The 22,198-nt window shown below is 70.5% G+C and carries 18 protein-coding genes, 1 pseudogene and 1 riboswitch; of the genes and pseudogenes, 4 read left to right on the plus strand and 15 right to left on the minus strand.

Features of this window, described 5'->3' with window-relative positions; all coding sequences use genetic code 11:
• Positions 1-151 precede the first annotated feature (151 nt).
• Positions 152-1,081, plus strand: coding sequence for a hypothetical protein (locus tag ABZ851_RS18400; protein WP_361128439.1), 930 nt, complete (start codon positions 152-154; stop codon positions 1,079-1,081).
• Positions 1,082-1,247: 166 nt separating this feature from the next.
• On the opposite strand, the gene ABZ851_RS18405 is transcribed toward ABZ851_RS18400, so the two are convergent.
• The 4 genes from ABZ851_RS18405 to rlmN all read right to left on the minus strand — a co-directional run bounded on the left by ABZ851_RS18405 (position 1,248) and on the right by rlmN (position 6,469).
• Positions 1,248-2,321 carry an ABC transporter ATP-binding protein gene (locus tag ABZ851_RS18405; protein ID WP_361128442.1) on the minus strand — a complete coding sequence of 358 codons (1,074 nt, stop codon included), beginning with the start codon at positions 2,319-2,321 and terminating at the stop codon, positions 1,248-1,250.
• Entirely contained in the window at positions 2,322-3,974 is a 1,653-nt protein-coding gene (locus ABZ851_RS18410; RefSeq protein WP_361128913.1) for an iron ABC transporter permease, read from the minus strand.
• Positions 3,975-4,027: 53 nt separating this feature from the next.
• On the minus strand, positions 4,028-5,101 hold the full coding sequence (locus ABZ851_RS18415; RefSeq protein ID WP_361128445.1) for a thiamine ABC transporter substrate-binding protein: 1,074 nt from the start codon (positions 5,099-5,101) through the stop codon (positions 4,028-4,030).
• A 103-nt stretch (positions 5,102-5,204) separates the two neighbouring features.
• A riboswitch (TPP riboswitch) is annotated at positions 5,205-5,327 on the minus strand.
• A 35-nt stretch (positions 5,328-5,362) separates the two neighbouring features.
• A complete protein-coding gene (gene rlmN, locus ABZ851_RS18420) occupies positions 5,363-6,469 on the minus strand; it encodes a 23S rRNA (adenine(2503)-C(2))-methyltransferase RlmN (RefSeq protein WP_129293962.1) in 1,107 nt (368 codons plus the stop codon).
• Positions 6,470-6,877: 408 nt separating this feature from the next.
• Here rlmN and ABZ851_RS18425 point away from each other — a divergent pair, with 408 nt between their 5' ends.
• Together ABZ851_RS18425 and ABZ851_RS18430 are read left to right on the plus strand one after the other, a co-directional pair.
• Positions 6,878-7,786: a DUF4231 domain-containing protein gene (locus ABZ851_RS18425; RefSeq protein ID WP_361128449.1), complete on the plus strand. Its 909-nt coding sequence runs from the start codon at positions 6,878-6,880 to the stop codon at positions 7,784-7,786.
• Between the two features lie 172 nt (positions 7,787-7,958).
• Positions 7,959-9,371 carry a copper oxidase gene (locus ABZ851_RS18430; protein WP_361128452.1) on the plus strand — a complete coding sequence of 471 codons (1,413 nt, stop codon included), beginning with the start codon at positions 7,959-7,961 and terminating at the stop codon, positions 9,369-9,371.
• 13 nt (positions 9,372-9,384) lie between these two features.
• On the opposite strand, the gene ABZ851_RS18435 is transcribed toward ABZ851_RS18430, so the two are convergent.
• The 6 genes from ABZ851_RS18435 to rpsB all read right to left on the minus strand — a co-directional run bounded on the left by ABZ851_RS18435 (position 9,385) and on the right by rpsB (position 14,551).
• Positions 9,385-9,561 (minus strand): hypothetical protein, encoded by a 177-nt coding sequence (locus ABZ851_RS18435; RefSeq protein WP_361128455.1) that lies wholly within the window; start codon positions 9,559-9,561, stop codon positions 9,385-9,387.
• Positions 9,562-9,877: 316 nt separating this feature from the next.
• Positions 9,878-11,047, minus strand: coding sequence for a phosphatidate cytidylyltransferase (locus tag ABZ851_RS18440; protein ID WP_361128458.1), 1,170 nt, complete (start codon positions 11,045-11,047; stop codon positions 9,878-9,880).
• Complete coding sequence (gene frr, locus ABZ851_RS18445; RefSeq protein WP_030087489.1) at positions 11,047-11,604, minus strand: ribosome recycling factor; 558 nt, start codon at positions 11,602-11,604, stop codon at positions 11,047-11,049. Before frr ends, ABZ851_RS18440 begins: the two co-directional genes overlap by 1 nt.
• A 175-nt stretch (positions 11,605-11,779) precedes the next feature.
• Complete coding sequence (gene pyrH, locus ABZ851_RS18450; protein WP_088800294.1) at positions 11,780-12,550, minus strand: UMP kinase; 771 nt, start codon at positions 12,548-12,550, stop codon at positions 11,780-11,782.
• A 162-nt stretch (positions 12,551-12,712) separates the two neighbouring features.
• The gene (tsf, locus tag ABZ851_RS18455; protein WP_311625289.1) at positions 12,713-13,549 is read right to left on the minus strand and encodes a translation elongation factor Ts; all 837 of its coding nucleotides are present in this window, start codon (positions 13,547-13,549) and stop codon (positions 12,713-12,715) included.
• Between the two features lie 108 nt (positions 13,550-13,657).
• Positions 13,658-14,551 carry a 30S ribosomal protein S2 gene (gene rpsB / locus ABZ851_RS18460; protein WP_093491678.1) on the minus strand — a complete coding sequence of 298 codons (894 nt, stop codon included), beginning with the start codon at positions 14,549-14,551 and terminating at the stop codon, positions 13,658-13,660.
• A 1,021-nt stretch (positions 14,552-15,572) separates the two neighbouring features.
• Here rpsB and ABZ851_RS18465 point away from each other — a divergent pair.
• Entirely contained in the window at positions 15,573-16,475 is a 903-nt protein-coding gene (locus tag ABZ851_RS18465; protein WP_361128464.1) for a M23 family metallopeptidase, read from the plus strand.
• Positions 16,476-16,806: 331 nt separating this feature from the next.
• Here the strand turns inward: ABZ851_RS18465 and ABZ851_RS18470 are convergent, their stop codons facing one another.
• From ABZ851_RS18470 to ABZ851_RS18490, 5 genes and pseudogenes are all read right to left on the minus strand, one after another.
• Positions 16,807-17,346: a TetR/AcrR family transcriptional regulator gene (locus ABZ851_RS18470; protein WP_152104866.1), complete on the minus strand. Its 540-nt coding sequence runs from the start codon at positions 17,344-17,346 to the stop codon at positions 16,807-16,809.
• A 127-nt stretch (positions 17,347-17,473) separates the two neighbouring features.
• On the minus strand, positions 17,474-18,310 hold the full coding sequence (whiG, locus tag ABZ851_RS18475; protein WP_336049994.1) for an RNA polymerase sigma factor WhiG: 837 nt from the start codon (positions 18,308-18,310) through the stop codon (positions 17,474-17,476).
• Positions 18,311-18,671: 361 nt separating this feature from the next.
• On the minus strand, positions 18,672-20,015 hold the full coding sequence (gene dprA, locus ABZ851_RS18480) for a DNA-processing protein DprA (protein ID WP_361128468.1): 1,344 nt from the start codon (positions 20,013-20,015) through the stop codon (positions 18,672-18,674).
• A gap of 3 nt (positions 20,016-20,018) precedes the next feature.
• Positions 20,019-21,680 carry a YifB family Mg chelatase-like AAA ATPase gene (locus ABZ851_RS18485; protein ID WP_361128471.1) on the minus strand — a complete coding sequence of 554 codons (1,662 nt, stop codon included), beginning with the start codon at positions 21,678-21,680 and terminating at the stop codon, positions 20,019-20,021.
• Positions 21,680-22,030 (minus strand): annotated as a pseudogene (locus ABZ851_RS18490) (YraN family protein); the annotation flags it as partial. The gene ABZ851_RS18485 and the pseudogene ABZ851_RS18490, both read right to left, overlap by 1 nt.
• Positions 22,031-22,198: the final 168 nt, after the last annotated feature.

The raw sequence follows: 22,198 nt of genomic DNA on the forward strand, positions 1-22,198 counted from the left end.
CGCGCCCCGGCACGGCCTCCCCCGGCCGGCCGGACGGCGGGTTCGACCGGCGAGGCAACTCCCGTCCCGAAATGCGCGTCTGGCAGGCCGGGCACGTAACAGATGGTGCACGTAACAGATGGATTGAGACAGCGGGCGAACGGAGCTCTTGGTGATCATCGGTCTTCTGACGGCCGTGGCGGCGTCGGCCTGCTACGGCACGGGATCGGTCCTGCAGGCGGTGGGCTCCCGCAAATCCGCCCGCCGGGAGGCGGCCAAGGCCTCCACCACCGGTGTCACCCAGCACGGCGGCCCCAGCCTGTCGTCGACCGCGAAGGCGGCCGTGACCTGGGAGTTCATGGTCGGCACGGTGCTGGATTTCCTGGGGTTCGGGCTCGGTGCGCTGGCCGCCAGGCTGCTGCCGCTGTTCCTCTCCCAGACCGTGATCAGCGCCAACCTCGTGATCACGGCGGTGCTGAGCATCAAGCTCCTCGGGGTCCGGCTCTCCCGGGCCGAGTGGAGCTCCATCGGCGTGGTGTGCGGGGCGTTGGTGCTGCTGGCCACGGCCGCCGGGCCGGAAGGCAGCGGCCACACCCCGATCGCCGCCCACTGGTGGCTGCTCGCCGTTTCCGTCGTGCTCATGCTCGGCGGCACTCTGATCGTGCGGCTGCTCGGGGGACGGGCCGCGATCCTCGCAGGCCTGCTCTCCGGCCTGGGCTTCGGTGCGCTCGGGGTCGGCGTACGCGTGCTGAACGGCGTGGGCCCCTTCCACCTGCCGTCGCTGCTCGGCGACCCCGCCCTGTACGCCATTCTGGTGGCCGGAATCGGGGGCATGTACCTGCACACCGTCGCCCTGCAGATCGGCTCGGTGAACGGCGCCACGGCCGCGCTGGTGGTGGGCGAGACGGTGGTCCCGGGCATTCTCGGGGTGCTGTGGCTGGGCGACTCCTCACGTCCCGGCTTCGCCTGGGTCGCCGCCCTCGGGTTCGTGGTGGCCGTGGCGGGCGCCGTCGCCGTCGCCTGGTTCGGTGAGCCGGAGCCGGGGGACGGGCCCGGCGCGCCGACGGCGGAGGGGGCGCGGACGGAAATGGCGGCGCGCTGAGCCCCCGCGCCTCACGCCCCGGGCCCCGGCTCCGTGCCCCGGGGAGCCCAGGGACCCGCTCCACGTGACCGGCCCGCGGCATCCGGCGTGATCAGCCCGCCGGCTCCGGCAGGATCAGCCCCTCGGCTCCGATGTGATCACGGTCAGCGCGTCGTATCCGAGGTGATCAGCCCGCCGCATCCGGCGCGCCCAGCACCACCACGTCCTGTGCCGCGAACGAGATGCCCACCCGCTCCCCCGCCTCCGGCGCGTCCCGCAGTGCGCAGGCCGCCTCCACCTGGGGCCCGGCGGCCGGCTGGAGCAGCAGCGCGACATGGGTGCCACGGAAGGTACGGGCCGTGACCTTACAGGGCAGCCCCTCGGGGGCGGCGGTCAGCCGTACCCCGGCCGGGCGGACGAGCAGGCGGCACGACCCGTCCGCCGTACCGTCCGGGACCGGCACCTTGCCCCAGGGGGTGGCAGCGGCCTCGCCCTGCACCGTCGCCGCGACCACGTTGTCGAAGCCGAGGAAGCGGGCGACGAATTCGGTGGCGGGCTGCTGCCAGACCTCCAACGGGGTGCCGGTCTGTGCGATCCGGCCGTCCTGCATCACCACGACCCGGTCGGCGAGCGCAAAGGCCTCTCCCTGGTCGTGGGTGACCGCCAGTACGGTGGTGCCCAATTCACGAAAGAGGCGGCGGAGTTCGACGACCAGCCGTTCGCGCAGCCCGCGGTCGAGCTGGCCGAGGGGTTCGTCCAGCATCAGCAGGCGGGGGCGGGGGGCCAGCGCGCGGGCCAGCGCGACCCGCTGCTGTTCGCCGCCGGACAGCGAGGCCACGGCGCGCCGCTGGGCGCCCGGCAGGCCGACGAGGTCCAGCAGTCCGGCGACCGTGCGCTCCCGCTCGGCGCGTGCGGAACGCCGCATCCGCAGCCCGAAGGCGACATTGCCCTCGACGTCGTGCTGCGGGAAGAGCTGGTGGTCCTGGAACATCAGGCCGACCCCGCGCCGGTGGGCCGGCACCCCGGACTGCTCCCGCCCCTCCAGCAACACCGCTCCCGCGTCGGCCTGTTGGAGCCCGGCGACCACCCTCAGCAGGGTGGACTTGCCACTGCCGCTCGGCCCCAGGACGCACACGATTTCGTGCGCGGCGACGTCCAGATCCACCGCGTCCAGCGCGGGGCGTCCCGCCGTACCGAAGCGGACGGTCACCCCGCCCAGCCGCAGCAGTTCCTGCGCCGTGGTCCCGGCCCGTGCCGTCATCTAGAACTCCCCGGAGTGGTCGACGGGGCGCAGGCGCTCAAGTACCAGCAGGGCACCGGCGCACACCACCATCAAGAGGGTCGACAGGGCCATCGCCTGCCCGTAGTTGAGCTCTCCCGCACGTCCCAGCAGACGTGCCACGGCGACCGGCAGCGTCGGCTGGTCCGGCCGCGCGATGAAGACCGTCGCGCCGAACTCGCCGAGGGAGACGGCGAAGGCGAAGCCTGCGGCGATCAGCAGGGCCCGCCGCACCATCGGCAGGTCGACCTCGCGCCACACCCGCCACGGCGAGGCACCGAGCACGGCGGCCGCCTCCCGCAGCCGTCCGTCGACCGCTCGCAGGACCGGCAGCATCGTCCGGACCACGAACGGCACCCCCACCAGCGCCTGGGCGAGCGGCACCAGCCACCACGACGCGCGCAGGTCGAGCGGCGGCGTGTCGAGACTGATCAGGAATCCGAACCCGACGGTCACCGCGGACACCCCCAGGGGCAGCATCAGCAGGGCGTCGAAGCCCCGGACGAACCGGCTGACCAGGGCCGTCCGCCCGGACGGGCCCCTGCCCAGCCGGGGGAGGGTCAGCGCGGCGGCCGCCAGTCCGCCCACCACCAGCGCGATCGCCGTGGCGGCAGCCCCGTAGGCGAGGGAGTTCCACAGGGCGTCCAGGGGCGCGACAGCGAAGGTGCTGTCGGCGTTCGCGGCCGACCGCAGCGAGGTGTAGAACACCGCTCCGTAGCCGTCCGGCCCGGCGAACGACCGCTCCACGAGGACGAGGAGCGGCACGATGAGCAGGACGGTGATGACGGCGAGCGTCCCCCACAGCAGCGTCCACTGGGCGCGGCCGCGCGGCCGGTGGGCGGTCTGCGAGGCCGGCACGAGCCGCAGGGCACTTTCCCGGCGGCGCACCGTCCAGGCGTGCAGCGCCAGCACGCCCAGCACCGCCGCGAACTGGACCATGGTGAGGACGGCGGCCGCCGGCAGGTCCAGGAACTCCGCGGTCTGCCGGTAGATCTCCACCTCCAGCGTCGCGAAGGTGGGCCCGCCGAGAATCTGCACCACCCCGAAGGAGGTGAAGGTGAAGAGGAAGACCATGAGCGCGGCGGCCGCGACGGCGGGCCCCAGGGCGGGCAGGGTCACCCTCCGCCAGGCCGCGAACCGTCCGGCCCCCAGCATCCGCGCCGCCTCTTCCTGACGCGGGTCGAGCTGGGCCCAGAGCCCGCCGACGGTCCGGACGACCACGGCGTAGTTGAAGAACACATGCGCGAGCAGGATCGCCCACACCGAGGTGTCCAGGCGCAGGCCCCAGAGGTCGTCCAGCAGCCCGCCCCGTCCCGCCAGCGCCAGGAAGGCCGAGCCGACGACGACGGTCGGCAGCACGAACGGCACCGCCACCACGGCCCGCAGCACTTGCTTGCCGGGGAAGTCGAACCGCGCGAAGACATAGGCACCGGGCAGCGCGATCAGCAGGGTCAGCCCCGTGGAGGCCGCCGCCTGCCAGACGGTGAACCACAGCACATGGACGATGTCCGGGTCGCTCAGCACAGCACCGAACCGGCCGAGCTGCCACCGCCCGCCGTCCTTGAGCCCGCGTCCGACGATCGCCACCACCGGATAGGCGAAGAACAGCGCGAAGAAGGCGAGCGGCACCGCCATCAGGCCGAGCCGCGCCGCCGTTCCCCGTACGGGCCGCGGGCGCCGGCCGCGGACTACTTCAGAACGAGCGAGGACCACTGCTTGATCCACTGTTCGCGGTTCTTGGTGATCGTCCCGGGCGGCAGCGTCGTGGGCTTGTCGATCTTCGTGCCGTACTTGGTGAACAGCTGCGGCACCGTGGCGTCCTCACGTGCCGGGTTGACGAACATCTGCAGCGGTACGTCCTCCTGGAACTTCTTGGTCAGCAAGAAGTCCAGCAGCGCCTTGCCGCCCTTCTCGTTCTCCGCTCCCTTGAGCAGGCCGCCGAATTCGATCTGGCGGAAGCAGGTGCCCGTCGCGATCCCGGTCGGCGCCTCCTTGGGCGCGGGCTTCTTGCCCAGCACCTCGGCCGGCGGGCTGGAGGCGTAGGAGACCACCAGCGGCTTGTCGCCCTTGCGCTTGCCGGCCGCGGATCCCGTGAACCGCTCGTAGTACGCCTGTTCCCAGCCGTCGACGACCTCGACGCCATTGGCCTTGAGCTTCTTCCAGTAGTTCTGCCAGCCGGCCGGCCCGTACTTCGCGATGGTGCCGAGCTGGAAGGCGAGCCCCGGGGAGGAGGTGGCGGAGTTCTCCGTCACGAGCAGCCCCTTGTACCGGGGCTTGAGCAGATCGTCGAAGGTCTTGGGCGGCGGGGTCTTGTGCCGGGCGAAGTAGCCGCGGTCGTAGTTGACGCAGATGTCGCCGTAGTCGAGCGGGGTGACGCGGTGCTCGCCCTTGTCGAGCTGCAGCCCGGCCGGCACGTCCGCCAGCCCCTTGGCCCGGTACGGGCTGAAGAGCCCTTCGTGCAGCCCGCGCGAGAGCAGCGTGTTGTCGATACCGAAGAACACATCGCCCTGTGGATTGCCCTTGGACAGGATCGCCTGGTTGACGGCCTTCCCGGCATCCCCGCCCTTGAGGATCCTGACCTTGTAGCCGCTCTCCTTCTCGAAGGCGCTCAGGACCGATTTGGAGACGTTGAACGAGTCATGGCTGACGAGCGTGACGGTCTTGGCGTCCGCGCCCCCGTCCGGGCCGCCGCAGGCGGCCAGCGCCGACATGCCGACCGCGGCGACGACCGCCGTGGCGGTGATTCTGCTCGTGGTGCTCACTGATTTCCTCCTGGCTGGCCAGGAAGAGACGCGGCCCCGCCCGGTGCCCACGGCTCTCTGCGTCCGAGGACGCAGGGCGCGGACCCCGGGCGGGGCGCAACAGCATGAGTGACGACCGAACTTCCTACCCGGAATGACCCGGGCGAGGTTCAAGGGTCTGCGGGCACCGTAGAGGTCTACGACGCTTCCGCACTCTCAGCGCTGTGGCGCTCCCCTGTCGGATGTGGTGCATTTGTTCGATCACACAGTACCAGCGGGCGGTCAGCGTTCCGAGGCCGCGAGCTGGCCGCAGGCGCCGTCGATCTCCTGGCCGCGGGTGTCGCGGACGGTCACCGGTACGCCGTGTGCCTCGATGGCCTGGACGAACGCCCGCTCGTCCTCGGGGCGCGAGGCGGTCCACTTCGATCCGGGCGTCGGATTCAGCGGAATGAGGTTCACATGGACGCGCTTGCCCTTCAGCAGCCGTCCCAGCAGGTCACCACGCCACGCCTGGTCGTTGATGTCCCGGATCAGCGCATACTCGATCGAGATCCGCCGCCCGGACTTCTCCGCGTACTCCCAGGCGGCGTCCAGCACCTCACGCACCTTCCAGCGCGTGTTGACGGGCACCAGGGTGTCGCGCAGCTCGTCATCGGGCGCATGCAGCGACACCGCCAGCCGGCACTTGAATCCTTCATCGGCGAACCGCAGCATCGCCGGCACCAGCCCGACCGTCGAGACGGTGATCCCCCGCTGGGACAGCCCCAGCCCGTCGGGCTCGGGGTCGGTCAGCCGCCGGATCGCCCCGACCACCCGCTTGTAGTTGGCGAGCGGCTCGCCCATCCCCATGAAGACGATGTTCGACAGCCGCGCGGGCCCGCCCGGCACCTCGCCGTCGCGCAGCGCACGCATCCCGTCGACGATCTGGTGCACGATCTCGGCGGTCGACAGGTTACGGTCCAGGCCCGCCTGCCCCGTCGCGCAGAACGGGCAGTTCATTCCGCACCCGGCCTGCGAGGAGATGCACATGGTGACCCGGTCCGGGTAGCGCATCAGCACGGACTCGACGAGCGTGCCGTCGTGCATCTTCCACAGCGTCTTGCGCGTGGTGTCGTCGTCACACGAGATGTGCCGGACGACCTTCATCAGGTCCGGCAGCAGCTCGGCCGCCAGCTTCTCGCGCGCCGCCGCCGGGATGTCGGTCCACTGCGCCGGGTCGTGCGCATAGCGGGCGAAGTAGTGCTGCGACAGCTGCTTGGCGCGAAACGGCTTCTCCCCGATCGCGGCCACCGCTTCGCGACGCTCGACGGGACTGAGATCGGCAAGGTGCCGCGGAGGCTTCTTGGCCCCGCGCGGCGCGACGAAAGTGAGTTCTCCGGGTGCAGGCATGGTGCGTCCAGTGTGGCAGATCGTTTACGGGAGCCCAGGTCGGAGCGGTGAACGGGCGGTCACCCGCTGTTGTCCTCTGTCATGGACGACCGACCGCGTCATCGATCCACACGCCAAGAGCCGCCGGGAAGCCACCAAGATCGGCAATCCCACGCGGCCGCATTGTCGGCATGGTCACGGGGCCGGGAGCGAACAAATGACGCCGGCGCTTCTTTGCCGTCACGCGCATTCCTGCTGCCGTTCACTGCTGTTGATGTCCTGACGACCCGGCCCCTGCTGTCCGCGCCGCTTCCGGAGCGAGACGGGCGGGCCGGCCTCCCACGAGGACGAGCAGGATTCCTGCCGCGGCAGCATCAACTGGTCGGCTAGCATGGCATGTTGACTGTCCTACCTACTCAAGGAAGCCTGATGACCGGTCCCGGCAGCGACAGCTTCACCTGGCATCAGCTTCCGCCCTTTTTCCGAGATGCTGACACAGGCTCCATTCGCTCGAAGCGCCGCTATTTCGGTCAACTCCGCCTGACACTCCTTCTGTTATTCCTGGCGGCAGCCGTCGGCACCACGACGCTCAAATTCCGCGGTAACGGGATCGACTGGGCGGGTCTTGTCGCCTCCTTGGCTTTCATTTCCTCCATCCTGGTCCGGCTCTACATCGTGGAGCAACGAGATGAGCGGCGCTGGTACGAGTGCCGGGCCGCCGCCGAATCATGCAAGACGCTAGCCTGGCGCTACGCGGTGTGCGGAGACCCCTTCCCTGAATCCATGCCGGCGGTCGAGGCCCGGCGTCTCTTCATCAACAGACTCCGGGAGATCAGCCTCGGTCTCGATATCGTCGACGTGTCTGCCGGACTCGACGTCAACGAGGCGATGGAACGCTGCCGGGCCGCCGGCAGAGACGAGCGCATCGCGACCTACAAAAGCAATCGCCTGATGGAACAAGTCGAGTGGTACGCGAGGATGGCCAAACTGCGCGACAGGCAGTCCCGTACCTGGCGGAGTGTTGCTCTTGCCGGGGAAATGATCGGCGTCGTCGCCGGTGCGGTGAAGGCATACGGCGTGGTTTCCATCGATTTGCTCGGTGTGGTCAGTGCGGGAGTTGCCGGAGTCACCGCATGGTTCCAGGCACAGCGGCTGGAGACAGAAGCCTCCGCATACAGCCTGACCGCGCGGGAGATCAGGCACATTCTCTCTCTCACGGATGAATCCGCGGACGCGGAGTCCTGGGGCAAATTCGTCGACCAGGCGGAAGCCGCCATCTCACGAGAGCACACCATGTGGGCGTCGGGCCGTACGGGCAACGTGGGACTGACAGGCTGAAGAGCTCTTTCCGTCGGCCGTGCCGAATTTCTCCTGAGATCGGCTCAATGAGTGGCGTTCGCGGACCGGACCGGCGTGCTCCAGCAACGTTCCGAACCAGCCCTGTACCCCTTTGGGCGTCACGGGTGGCGACAGAAGGCTGGAGACGATGTTCGGGCGAAGGAAATTCCTCATGGCCGGCGCCACGGCCGGCGCTTTGGGGGGCGCGGGCATGCTGCTCTCACGGGGCGTCCTGGGAGCTCAGGACGATGCGTCGCCGGTTCACGGGACAGGGTCCGCGGACAGCGCGGTGCCGCAGACCCCTCCACTGGAGAGGTACGTCGATCCGCTGCCCAGGCCGGTGACGGCCATTTCGGATCCTTCCGTGTATCCGGGCGCCGACTACTACGAGATCACGATGCGGCAGGGCTCATGGCGCTTCCACCGGGATCTCGCGCCGGCCACCGTATGGGGCTACTGGGCCACGAACCCGCACGATCCCCGCAAGCCGATCGGCATGGGCTATCTGGGGCCGACCCTCAGCGTGACCCGAGACCACCCGACGGTCGTCAAATACCGCAACGAGCTGCCGACCACCCACCTGTTCCCATCCGTGATCGACAGTATTCGCAGCGGGGACCCTCAGCTCGCCCCGAGCCCTCCGCCTCCCTACAAGAGCGCACCGCCTTTTCCGCCGCCTATCAACGTGTGGAACGTCGTGCACCAGCACGGCGGTTTCACGGCACCGCAATCCGACGGCATGCCGCTGCATTCCTTCAGCCCGGACGGCTTCCACGCCGAGTCCTACACCACCCTGGACCCGGGCCGGGTCAAGCCCAACGAAGCGATCTGCGCCTACACCAATCACGACCGCTCGTGCATGCTCTGGTATCACGATCACGCCATGGGGATGACCAGCGTCAACGTCTATGCGGGCCTCGCCGGTCTCTACCTCATCCGTGACCCCGCCGACGAACGGCTCGGGCTGCCGCGAGGCGAATTCGAGGTCCCCCTCATCCTGCAGGACCGGACCTTCCACCGGGACGGCTCACTCGCCTACACCATGGCCCAGAGGGAGGGCGAGGACACCCCGGTGGTCAACGGAAAGGCGTACCCCTTTCTGGCGGTCGAGCCGCGACGCTACCGGCTGCGCATTCTCAACGCTTCGAACGAGCGTTTCTGGCGGCTGAGGTTCGACGTTCCCAGGGACGTACTGCCCCAGCCCACGCTGCCGTTCTGGCTGATCGGCACCGACGGCGGCTTCCGTGCTCCGTTGCAGATGCTGAACTTCCTGATTTCGCCCGCCGAACGGTACGACCTGATCGTCGACTTCAGCCAGATGCTCAGGGGCACGAACATCACGTTGTCGAACTACCACGCGCCGGTCCACTACCCCGGCATGCCCGGCATGGGGCCGGTGATTTCGGAAGACAGCCGATCGACGCGGCCGCCTACCAGGCGGATTACGAAAAGTGGCTTGACGGCGGCCGCAGGCCGGAAGACCGACCGGTGCTGGCGAACTATCTCACCGGCCCACCGAGCCCCCCGGACCCGGACGAAGCACGGTCCGACAAGGACACCTTCAAGTCCTATCCGGAGACGGTGACCGGAATCATCGTTCAGGAATTCACTCCGCCGACGGATACGATCGCGTCGATCCGGACAGCGGCACAAAACTCCCGGCGACGTACGTCCACCACTGCCACATCCTCGAACACGAGGACGACGGCCTGATGCGCCCCTGGACAATCGTCGCCCACGACGACCACCACGGCACCGAACAGGGCGGCGGCCACGGGCACGGACACTGACGGCTCGATCGGCCTGCACGGGCCGGCCCCACGCGCCCTGCGAACCGGCCGGAAGCGCCGGCCCGACGCGCTTGGGCGCGGCGTTGGGTGAGGCGGGTGTATGGAAGCCACGTACACGCCAGGAGCCGCGGGCACCGGGCTGGGGCGGACGCGCCGGCACCTCATGCGAAAGGGGCCCGCCGCTTGGTGCGGCAGGCCCCTTGCAGGCGTCGGGAGACCGTCCCGCGCAAGGAAGCGGGAAGAGGACGAACCGGAGGACTCACTTCCGCCCGCAGTCCCTCTCCCCCTACGGTCCCTGGGTTCAGCCGGACCCCACGAAGACCACGAACAGCAGCCAGACGACCGGCGCCGTCGGCAGCAGGGAGTCGAGGCGGTCCATGATTCCGCCGTGGCCGGGGAGCAGGGTGCCCATGTCCTTGATGCCGAGATCGCGCTTGATCATGGATTCGCCCAGGTCGCCGAGGGTGGCGCTGGCCGCGACCGCGAGGCCGAGCAGCAGGCCCTGCCACCAGGCACCGTGCACGATCAGGAATTCCATGCACAGGGCGCCGGCCACCATCGCGAAGAGCACCGCGCCGATGAGGCCTTCGCGGGTCTTTCCGGGGCTGATGCGCGGTGCGAGCTTGTGCCTGCCGAACCGCCAGCCGACCGCGTACGCGCCGGTGTCGCTGACGACCGTGAGCATCAGGAAGGTCAGCACCCGGTCCGGCCCGTCGGGCTCCGCCGCGAGCATCAGCGCCACGAACGTTGCGAGGAAGGGCACGTAGAACGCCGCGAAGACACCGGCGGTGACGTCCCGCAGATAGTTCTCGGGGGCCTCGGTCATCCGCCAGACGAGGACGGCCAGCGCGGTGAGCGCCATCGCCACCCAGGCGCCCTCGGCACCGCGGACGTACCCGGCGGCCACCATGGCGGTCCCGCCGACCGCCAGCGGCACCAGCGGCACCTTGATGTCCTTGCGCTCCGCCAGCCGCGAGGTCAGCTCCCACAGGCCCACCACGACGGCGATCGCTATCACGCCGATGAAGACAGGCTTGTAGACGAAGAGCGACGCAACGATGATCGCGCCGAGGCCGATACCGACCCCTATCGCGGCGCGCAGATTGCGGCCCGCGCTCTTCTTCTTCGGCTTCTCTGAGTCCGGCGAGCTGTCGGACCCGGAAAGAGAGGTGGGCATGGGCTCCTGCGGCTTTTCGTCGCGGAACAGGGGGCCGCTCGGTCGAGCAGCCCCCCGGTCGTCCAGGTGATCCCGGCTATCCCGGATGTCCCGATATTCCCGGTCGTCGTCCTGGTGTCCGCCCGGCCCGGGCACGAAGGGCAGGGGCCGAGTCCGGTCCGGGTCGCCCCAGTCGTGCCCGGGACCCGCCGGGGCGGGGGGCGCCACCCCGCGAAGCGAGGAGGCCGGTCCGTGATCGGACGGTGCCCGGTGTCCGGCGCCGGGCGGGGCGGCCCCCCAGGAAGACTCGTTCATCAGACCTCGAGGAGCTCGGATTCCTTGTGCTTGAGGAGCTCGTCCACCTGCGCGACGTACTTCGCGGTGGTGTCGTCGAGCTCCTTCTCGGCACGGCGGACCTCGTCCTCGCCGGTTTCCTTGTCCTTGACGAGCTTGTCGAGCGTTTCCTTGGCCTTGCGGCGGACGCTGCGGATCGAGATCTTGGCGTCCTCGCCCTTGTTCTTCGCGACCTTGATGAACTCCTTGCGGCGCTCCTCGGTCAGCTCGGGGAACGTCACCCGGATGATGTTGCCGTCGTTGCTCGGGTTGACGCCGAGGTCGGAGTCGCGGATGGCCTGCTCGATGTTGCGCAGGGCGCTCTTGTCGAACGGGGTCACCACGGCCATCCGCGGTTCGGGAACCGAGAACGACGCCAGCTGGTTGATCGGCGTCATCGCACCGTAGTAGTCCGCCACGATCTTGTTGAACATCGCCGGGTGCGCACGCCCGGTGCGAATCGCGGCGAAGTCCTCCTTGGCGACCACGACGGCCTTCTCCATCTTCTCCTCGGCCTCGAGGAGGATCTCTTCGATCACCACTTGCTCCTGGTCTTTTCGGTAAGAAGCAGAGCCTCGCCCCTGCCGCGCGTCTTCTCCTGCACGGTGTCCGACCGGCAGGCCGTTGTCCATCCCCGTACCGGGGTCTTCCCCCGGCCGGGAGCTGCCGCCCGTACCGGCCGATGCCCGTACGGAACCACGGCAGTTGGGGCCGTCAGGCCCGGGTGCCCTGATCGCTGACGAGCGTGCCGATCTTCTCACCCTTCACCGCGCGCGCGATGTTGCCCTCGGCGAGCAGCTCGAAGACGAGGATCGGGAGCTTGTTGTCCCGGCAGAGCGTGATGGCGGTGGCATCGGCGACCTTCAGGTCCCGGGTGATGACCTCGCCGTATTCGAGGGCGTCGAACTTCACCGCGTCGGGGTTCTTCTTGGGGTCGGAGTCGTAGACCCCGTCCACCCCGTTCTTGCCCATCAGCATGGCCTCGGCGTCGATCTCCAGGGCACGCTGTGCGGCGGTGGTGTCGGTGGAGAAGTACGGCATGCCCATGCCGGCGCCGAAGATCACGACCCGGCCCTTCTCCAGATGGCGCACCGCGCGCAGCGGAATGTACGGCTCCGCGACCTGGCCCATGGTGATCGCCGTCTGGACGCGGGAGTCGATGCCCTCCTTCTCCAGGAAGTCCTGGAGGGCCAGACAGTTCATGACCGTGCCCAGCATGCCCATGTAGTCGGAGCGGGCGCGGTCCATGCCGCGCTGCTGGAGCTCCGCGCCACGGAAGAAGTTGCCGCCGCCGATCACGATGGCGATCTCGTAGCCGTCGCGCACCACGGCGGCGATCTCGCGGGCCATCGCGTGCACGACGTCGGGGTCGACACCCAGTCCGCCGCCGCCGGCGAATGCTTCGCCCGACAGCTTCAGCAGGAAGCGTCGCCTGCCGCCGTGGCCGGCATGGTCTGCGTGCGCGCCGTCGGCACCGTGAATCATTGAGCTCTCCTCGTGCACATACGAAGAAGGCCATTGCCGTGGGTCTGGTTGAGATCCCGGTGCGGCAATGGCCTCCTCGTCACATCTGCGGCCGGCCGTTGAGCGGCCGACTGCCTACGACCCTAGCGGGGTCGTAGGTCATTCGCTGTCTTCGCGACAGGCTCAGATGCCGACCTTGATGCGCGCGAAGCGCTTCAGGGTGACACCGGCCTCCTGCAGGACCTTCTCGACGGACTTCTTGTTGTCGAGCGCGTACGGCTGGCCGAGCAGCGTCGCGTCCTTGAAGAAGCCGTTGAGGCGACCCTCGACGATCTTCGGCAGGGCAGCCTCGGGCTTGCCCTCCGCACGCGTGGTCTCCTCGGCGACGCGGCGCTCGGCCTCGACGACCTCGGCCGGGACGTCGTCCTTGGAGAGGTACTTCGGGGCGAAGGCGGCGATGTGCTGCGCGACGCCCTTGGCGACCTCGGCGTTCTCCTTGTCGAGCTCGACGAGGACACCGATCTGCGGCGGCAGGTCAGGCATGGTGCGGTGCATGTAGACCGACACGAAGCCGTCGGAGAACTGCGCGAAGCGGTCCAGGACGATCTTCTCGCCCAGGGTGGCGTTGGCCTCGTCGACGAACGCCTGGACGGTCTTGCCGGCCTCGATCTCGGAGGCGAGCAGGGCCTCGATGTCGGCCGGAGAGGTCTTCGCGATGTGCGCGGCGATCTCGTTGGCGACGGCCTGGAACTTCTCGCCCTTGGCGACGAAGTCCGTCTCGCACTTCAGCTCGACGATGACACCGGAGGCGTTGTCGTCGCCGACCAGGGAGACCACGGCGCCGTTCTCGGCGGAGCGGCCCTCGCGCTTGGCGACGCCCTTCTGGCCCTTGATGCGCAGCGCCTCGACGGCCTTGTCGACGTTGCCCTCGGCCTCGTCCAGGGCCTTCTTGCAGTCCATCATGCCGGCGCCGGTGAGCTCGCGGAGCTTCTTGACGTCAGCGGCGGTGTAGTTCGCCATGGTCTGTGAATCTCTTCTCGAAATCTCGAAGTCGAAAGATCTACGGGTGGACGGCGGGGGCGGCGCTTGTGGCGCCCTCCCCCGCCGTCATCAGCCGGATGCTGCGGGTCAGGCCTGCTCGGCGTCCGCGGCCGGCTTCTCGGCCTCGGCGGCAGGGGCCTCGGCGGCGGGGGCCTCGGCGGGCTTCTCCTCGGCCTTGGGGGCCTCGTCGTCAGCCTTCTTCTCGCCCTCGAGCAGGTCGCGCTCCCACTCGGCCAGCGGCTCGGCGGCAGCGGCCTTCTCGCCGGGCTTCTGGTCGCCGGTGGCGGCACCGGAACGGGCGATGAGGCCCTCGGCGACGGCGTCGGCGATCACGCGGGTGAGCAGGGTGACGGAGCGGATCGCGTCGTCGTTGCCCGGGATCTTGTAGTCGACCTCGTCCGGGTCGCAGTTGGTGTCGAGGATCGCGACGACCGGGATGTTGAGCTTGCGCGCCTCACCGACGGCAATGTGCTCCTTCTTGGTGTCCACGATCCAGACGGCGCTGGGCACCTTCTGCATCTCGCGGATACCGCCGAGGGTCTTCTCCAGCTTGGCCTTCTCGCGGGAGAGGACCAGGAGCTCCTTCTTGGTGAGGCCGGAGGCGGCCACATCCTCGAAGTCGATCTGCTCGAGCTCCTTCAGGCGCTGCAGGCGCTTGTAGACGGTCGAGAAGTTGGTCAGCATGCCGCCGAGCCAGCGCTGGTTCACGTAGGGCATGCCCACGCGGGTGGCCTGCTCGGCAATGGCCTCCTGGGCCTGCTTCTTCGTGCCGACGAACATGACCGAGCCGCCGTGGGCGACGGTCTCCTTGACGAACTCGTAGGCGCGGTCGATGTACGACAGCGACTGGAGCAGGTCGATGATGTAGATGCCGTTGCGCTCGGTGAAGATGAAGCGCTTCATCTTCGGGTTCCAGCGGCGGGTCTGGTGCCCGAAGTGGACGCCGCTCTCCAGCAGCTCCCGCATCGTGACGACGGCCATGGCCGTACTCCTTGTTGTACTCGGTTCCACTGCGGCCGGTCGGCCGCGGTGCCTGACGCCCCGACGCGCCTGCCGGGGAAAGCACCTTGCGGGGCCGTCCGAGGACCGAGGAGCGCGGCCGTCGTGCTGCCCGAAAGGGACTGGTGCACTGACGGCGGGGCGTGCGAAGTCGACCCGGTGACCCGGATCGCCATCAGAAGTGTACGGGACGGCCGATGCACCGGGCGACACACACCATTTCGATCCCCGCGCGGGTGACACCGTTGTCCACAGCCACCCGCTCATCCACAGCTTCAGACCAAGATCCCCACGCCGCCGCGGACTGCGCCACGGTCGGGACATGCGACGGAACACACAGCCGAAACCGCAACGCACCCCACGACCGGACACTCGGCGAAGCCCTGGACCACACTCCGGCTCGACCACGATCCGCCACGCCGTCAGCCGCTTCCGCGGGCACCGGCCCGGACCGGCCTACGGCCGGCGGCGCGGCACGGCCCGCGGCCACTGGCTCGGGCGGGCCCGCAACGGGCGGCAGGAGCGGGTTCACGACAGGTGGCACGAGCGGGACCGCGGCGGGCGGCACGAGCCGGGCCGCGGCAGGTGGAACAAGCCGGGCCGCAGCAGGTGGCACGAGCCGGGCCGCGGCCGACTGCAGCGCCGGGCGGGTCTCGTCCCGTGCCCACCGTCCGTATCCCCGTTCCGGTCCCAGTCCTTGCCCGTCTCCCCGCCCCTGTCTCCTCCCTCTCCTCTTCCGCCTTTCCTTCCTCTTTCACCTTCTCCGCCGCGCTCTCCTCTCCCTCCCCTGGCTCTCCCTCCCCGGCCGCCCTTCCGGCCGTCGCCGCCCTTACCGCCGACGCCGCGCGCAGAACCGGCCGGATACGGGCCGAGCTGCTTCTTTCCGGCCCGTGCTCTGGGTGCGCTCCTGGCCCCCGCCGCGGCTGCGGTGCTCACCGCTCTGTTGCCCGTACCGGCGAGCGCCGCCGCCGCTCCGTCCTTGGCAGTGAGGGCGGAGCACGGGATGGAGCACAGGGTGCAGAGGGGGGCGGATGGGCCTGCGGGCGCTGCGGCACGTGACAACGGGGCAAGGGCTCCGGAGAGCGGAGCACGCGCCCAGGAAGTACCGGAAATGCGCCGTGACATGCCGGTGAGACGCCGCGGAGCAACGGCACGCCGCGAGGCAGTGGCGCGGGCCGACCCCTCTGGTGGAGACAGAGCGTGGCCGGTGGGAGAGACCGGAGGAGGCGTAGGACCCACGGTGGTACGCGGATGGGAGCCGCCTCCTGTCCCCTGGGCGGCCGGGCACCGGGGTGTGGACCTGGCCGCGCCCGCCGGCGCACCGGTACGGGCAGCGGCACCGGGCCGGGTCGCGTATGCCGGAACCGTCGCAGGCCGTGGCGTCCTGACGATCGAGGTATCCCGCTCGGGCCGTCCCCCGCTACGCACCACCTTCGAGCCCGTGCGGCCCACGGTCCGCAAGGGGCAACGCGTCACCGCAGGTCAGCCGGTCGCCGTCGTACAGCACGGCCCATTCCACTGTCGGGCACCCTGCCTCCACTGGGGCCTGCGCCGCGGCAAGAGCTACCTTGATCCGTTGTCCCTGCTGCCCGACAGCATGCTCCGCGGCGGCCCCTCGCGACTGCTGCCGATCTTCGGGATTCCGGTACCCGCGGGCGACGGCACGGCCCCCCGGCATCCGGGAGCAGCAGGGCCGGCGCGTTCAGCAGTACCGGCGAAGCCAGCAGCTCAGCAGCGAACGCCGGTGCCGACAGGAGCTGCCCTCATGGAAGCAGCCGGGCTCGTGGCAGCGGCCGTCTGGGCTCTGGGCCGGCTCCATCGGGGGGCTGGGCCGGCTGAGGCCGAGAAGGCTATGCCGAGGCAGCCGGATGGCGAGTGGCACGCTCTTCGGCAGGACGGTGGGTGATCACGGGGCATCCCTGACAACCGGGAGCGGGAGCCGAAGAGGCAGAGCATCGGGAGCGGTGACGCTTCGGCCATAGCGCCGGTCTGCCGCAGAGGCACCCCCCGTACAGCGGGGCGCCCATCGCTGCACGTGGAGGCCGACGACGGACCGACCGGCCGCTGCGGGCTGCGGGCTGCGGGCTGCGGGCTGCGGGCTGCGGGCTGCGGGCTGCGGGCTGCGGGCTGCGGGCTGCGGGCTGCGGGCTGCGGGCTGCGGGGCCAACGAGCGTGGAGGTGGTGGAGGTGGGTGGGTGGGCCGGGGGCCCGGGGGGAAAGGGGAGAAGCCCCCCAAGTCAACCGCGAACCCCCCGGAGCGCCATCGCCACCGCCGCCTCCGTGATCTCGTCCGGGTCTTCTGCGGCACCGAGTTCGATGCGGCGGACCGCGGCGTCGACGACTCCTTGGAGGAGCATGGCCGCGAGTCGGGGCTGTGCATGGCCGAGGGCGGCCAGCGCCTCGACGATCATGGCGATCAGTCCGCCGTGGGCCGCGCGGATCTTCTCCCGTGCGCCGGCGTCCAGCTCACCGGCCGAAATGGCGACGACGGCGCGGTGGCGCCGGTCACCGACCAGCGCGAGCTGCCGTCGCACATATGCCTCGATCTTCCCCTCGGGTGTGTCGACGCGCTCCATCGCCGCTTCCACCTCAGCGGCCCAGACGGGGAAGTCGACGGCGCACAGCTCTTCCACGACAGCGGCGCGCGAACGGAAGTACTCATACACGGAAGAGCGCGCGAGGCCCGTGCGCTCGGCGAGGGCAGGGAAGGTCAGTGCTTCCGTTCCGCCTTCGGACAGCAGGGTGCGGGCAGCGTCCAAGAGGGCGCCGCGCTGCATCGTCCGGTGCTCGGCCACGGAGGCCGCTCGAATCCTGGGCACGTCACCACTCTACGGATGGCACGCCCCGCGTGGCACTCCGCATGGCGACACGGCGCGCGGAATGCCCGGGCGCCCGGAGGGTGACTCAGTGTCCGACGTCAGCGAGCTTAGCTCTGAGCTGGAGTACGGACTTGGTGTGGATCTGACTGACCCTGCTCTCCGTGACGCCGAGGACGTTGCCGATCTCGGCGAGCGTGAGCCCTTCGTAGTAGTAGAGCGTGACCACGGTCTTCTCGCGCTCGGGGAGGGTGTTGATGGCGCGCGCGAGCAGCCGCCGCAGCTCGCGGTCCTCAGCGATCTCGACGGGGTTCTCGGCGGCCGTGTCCTCCAGGGTGTCCATCAGGCTCAGCCGTTCGCCCCCTTCGCCGCCGACGTGCAGGAGCTCTTCCAGGGCGACGACGTTCGCCAGGGACAGCTGGCTGAACACACCGTGGAGTTCCTCCAGCGCAATGCCCATCTCCTCGGCGACCTCCGCCTCGGACGGGGTGCGGCGCAGCTGCGCTTCGAGGGTGGCGTAGGCCCGTTCGACGGCACGGGCCTTCTGCCGTACGGAGCGCGGAATCCAGTCCAGAGCACGCAGCTCGTCGATCATTGCGCCGCGGATGCGGGTGATGGCGTAGGTCTCGAACTTGATGGCGCGTTCGGGTTCGAACTTCTCGATGGCGTCGATCAGTCCGAAGACTCCGGAGGAGACAAAGTCGGCCTGCTCGACGTTGGGGGGCAGGCCGACGCTGACGCGGCCGGCGACGTACTTGACCAGCGGCGAGTAGTGCAGGATCAGCTGTTCTCGCAGCCGCCCGTCGCCCGATGCCTTGTAGGAGCGCCACAGCTCGTCGAGCGAGGTGGGCGGGGCGGGGCGCACGCTGCCGCGCGCGGCGGGTGGTACAGCCGCACGATCAGACCCGGAGGTGTGCTGGGGCATTCGTCGCCTTGAGCCGTTCTGCCGAGACGCGGGTGGATGGATGTATGAGGGTTGAATTGCCTGTGAGCGTAGCGTGACCGAAGCGTCGCGGTGCGCGATGACGGCAGGTTCGGGCGTGCGCAGATACGTTCCGCTGCCCGCACCTCAGGGTTACCTCGTACGGCGTGGCGACACCCGGACAGGGGGCCGGACGCGGGCCTCCGGAGGGCCGTGCGGGCGGACGCGGTGACACGGTGTACACGACCCCGTCCATCCCCTGCGCCACATTGCCGTCTCCCCACGGATCGGACCCGCGCCCCGAAGCACGGCAAACCTGGATTCTGCGGTCATTCCCCTCACCCTTTCACCCGTTCGCCCCAGGTCAAGTACCGCCTCGCCGGGAACCCTCAGTCCTCTCGGCGCGTCGCGCCAACTCCCAGCGATCACCGCACCTTTGCACGAATCCGAGGGACAACAGCTCGAAGAGTTTGCGCTGCGTGACCTCTCGGGGCGTGGCGGCTTCCTCCGCCAGACGGCCGGTGTCCGTGCCGCCGCGCGCGGGCAGCGCCTCCAGTACGCGGGTCGCGACGGGGTCGAGGAGGTCGCGGATGCGGGTCGGGCCCTGTTGCTCGGGAGCGAGGTCGCCGATGCTGCCGACGAGTTCGATGACCTCGTCGGCGCCGGTGACCACCGTGGCCTCGCCGCGCAGCAGTTGGTGCACCCCGGCGGACAGGCTGCTGGTGACCGGGCCCGGCACGCCCATCGTGAAGCGTCCGAGGGCCAGCGCTTGCCGGGCGGTGACAAGTGAGCCGCTGCGCAGCTCGGCCTCCACGACGACGGTGCCTCGGGTGAGTGCGGCGATGACGCGGTTGCGCTGGATGAAGCGGCTGCGGGTGGGGTGATCGCCGGGGGGTAACTCGGCCACCACCAAGCCCTGTTCGGCGATCCGGCCGATCAACTCGGTGTGGCCCCGGGGGTAGGCGTGGTCGACGCCGCAGGCCAGGACGGCGATGGTCGCGCCGTCCGCGGCCAGCGCGCCGCGGTGAGCCGCGCCGTCGACCCCGTATGCGGCTCCGGAGACCACGGCCCAGCCGCGGTCGGCGAGTCCGGCGCTGAGGGTGGCGGCGAGGTGCGCGCCGTAGTCGGTACAGGCCCGGGCACCGACGACGGCGACGGAGCGCAGCGCCCACAGCCTGAGGTTGGCCGTCCCGCGCACCCACAGGCCGATGGGGCGGGCGTCTTTGAGGTCGTCGAGCTGGCCGGGCCATTCGTCGTCCCCGGGGCAGAGGAACCGGCCGCCGAGCGCGGTCATGGCATCGAGGTCCGCGGTGGGGCGAGCCCGGGCGGCGCGTAACCGCAGGCCCGCGATCTTGGCCGGGGTGGCACCCGTGGGCGGGTCCGCCGCGTCGTCGTTGAGGGCGCGCCAGAGAGCCACCGGGCCCATCTCGCGCAGCCAGCGGCCGGCGGTTTCGTCACCCGGTTCGAGGATGCGGGTGAGGGCGGCGCGGGCGGTGCGCTGCGGATCGGGTCCCTCGCGGCGGGCGGGCCGCCGGCCGGCGGCCACCGGCCGTGCAGGAGGCGGCCCGGTCGTCGTGTGCGGGGCGGGACCCTGCTCGGCGGCCGGAGCGGGGCCCGGCTCGGCGGCCGGCGCGGGTACCTGGCTCCGGCCCGGTGTGGTCGTGACGGGTTCACCGGTGGCGAAGCCCCATGCGTCGGTGCTGGTCATCGCTCACACCTGTCCCTGTGGCTGCGCGGCGGTCTTCGTGGTCGTGCGCTTGTCCCCGCGTCCGCTCGCTGCTGTCGGCGCGCCGCGGCGTACCCCCGTGCGGAGTTCCAGGGCCCAGTTGACGTCTTCGCCGGTGGGGCGGTCGCGGCCGGACAGGTCGGCGGCGGTCCAGGCGACGCGGAGGACTCGGTCGAGTCCGCGGGCCGTGAGCAGACCGCATTCAAGGTCACGTTCGGCCGGGGCCAGGGCGCCCGGTTCGACCTGCCAGCGGGTGCGCAGTTCATGGCCTGGTACCTCACTGTTGGTCCGCCACGGGGTGCCGGCGAGACGGGCCGCGGCGCGCTCGCGGGCGACTCGGACGCGTTCGGCCACGGCCGCGGTGGATTCGGCGCCGCGGCCGAGGGCGACCAGTTCGGAGCGGGCGACCGGTTGAACGGCGATCCGGAGGTCCATCCGGTCCATCAGGGGCCCGGAGAGCCGGGCTCGGTAGCGGCGGATGGATGACGGCCGGCATTCGCAGCCGCCGCCGGGGGTGCCGTGCCGTCCGCACGGGCAGGGGTTGGCGGCCAGGGCGAGGAGGAAGCGGGCGGGCATGCGCATCATGCCTGCCGCTCGGGCGACGACGACCTGGCCGGATTCCAGTGGCTGGCGCAGCGCGTCCAGGACGCGTGGGCTGCATTCGGCGGCCTCGTCCACGAACAGCACGCCGTGATGGGCCAGGGATACCGCTCCGGGGCGCGGCAGTCCGGTGCCGCCGCCCACGAGGGATGCCATCGTCGCGGAGTGGTGCGGGGCGCAGTAGGGCGGCCGGTGGAGGAGCGGCTGTCCCGGTGGGAGGGTGCCGGCCACCGAGTGGACGGCGGTGACCTCCAGGGATTCCTTGGGGGACAGTCGTGGCAGCAGCCCGGGGAGGCGTTCGGCGAGCATGGTTTTGCCGGCGCCGGGCGGGCCTTTGAAGAAGATGTGGTGGCGTCCGGCGGCGGCCACCTCCAGGGCGCGGCGGGCGCTGTGCTGGCCGGCGACGTCCGCGAGATCGGGCGCGTGGTCGCCGGCCGGCAGGCCCGCGCCGACGCCGGTGCCGGGCATCACCAGGCCGGCGAGCAGCGGGTCGGGGCGGCCTTCGTCGCGGGGGTCCTCCTCGTCGGGTACCGGTTCGTCGGCGAGGACGGCGATGAGCTGGCGCAGGCTGCGGACGCCGAGGACGGAGATGCCGGGGACCAGCGAGGCCTCGGCCGCGGTCTGTTCCGGGACGACGACCTGGCGGTATCCGGCGTCGGCGGCGGCCAATACGGCGGGCAGCACGCCGCGTACGGGCCGGACCCGGCCGTCGAGGCCCAGTTCGCCGATCATCATCAGGTCGGTGAGTCCGCGGGGGTCGAGGCGTTCGGCGGCGCCGAGGACCGCGCAGGCCACGGCCAGGTCGAAGCCGCTGCCGCCTTTGGGTACGGAGGCCGGGCTGAGGCCGACGGTGAGCTTCCTCTGCGGCCACTCGGTGCCGGAGTTCACGACCGCCGCCCGCACCCGCTCGCGGGACTCGATGAGGCTCTTGTCGGGCAGGCCGACGAGGGTGAAGGCCGCGACGCCGGGTTCCAGGTCGGCCTGAACCTCGACGACGACCCCTTCGACGCCCACCAGCGCGACGGAGCAGGTCCGGGCGAATCCCATCAGGCCACCCCGCGGGCGTGCTGGACGACCGGGGCACCGCGGGCCGGCAGGAGGACGCCGATCACATCGATGCGTACGCCTCCGGGTGGCGGGCCGCCGTGCCGCTCCAGCCAGCATTCCGCCAGCAGCCGCAGGCGGGCGGTCTTCCCGGGGCGTACGGCTGCCATGGGGTGCTCGTACCAGCCGGCGCGGCGGGTCTTGACCTCGCAGACCACCAGGGCGTCACCGTCGGCGGCGACGATGTCGATCTCTCCGTCGCGGCAGCGCCAGTTGCGGTCCAGGATGCGCATGCCGGCTTCGACGAGCCGCCGGGCGGCCAGGTCTTCGCCGTAGCGGCCGAGGGCGCGCCGCCGGGTGTCGGCCGGCTTGGCCGCCGTCGGGCCGGGCTTCGTCGATGTGGCATTCCCCGGACCGGGCGCCGGCGGTGTGGCGGCGCCCCGTTCGGCCGCCGGTGGCATGGCTGCTGCCCGTTCGGCGACCGCTGGCCCGGGGGCGGGCGGCTGGATGGCCGGCCGCCT

This window comes from Streptomyces sp. NPDC047049 (assembly GCF_040643995.1).
Taxonomy (GTDB): Bacteria; Actinomycetota; Actinomycetes; order Streptomycetales; family Streptomycetaceae; genus Streptomyces; species Streptomyces mooreae.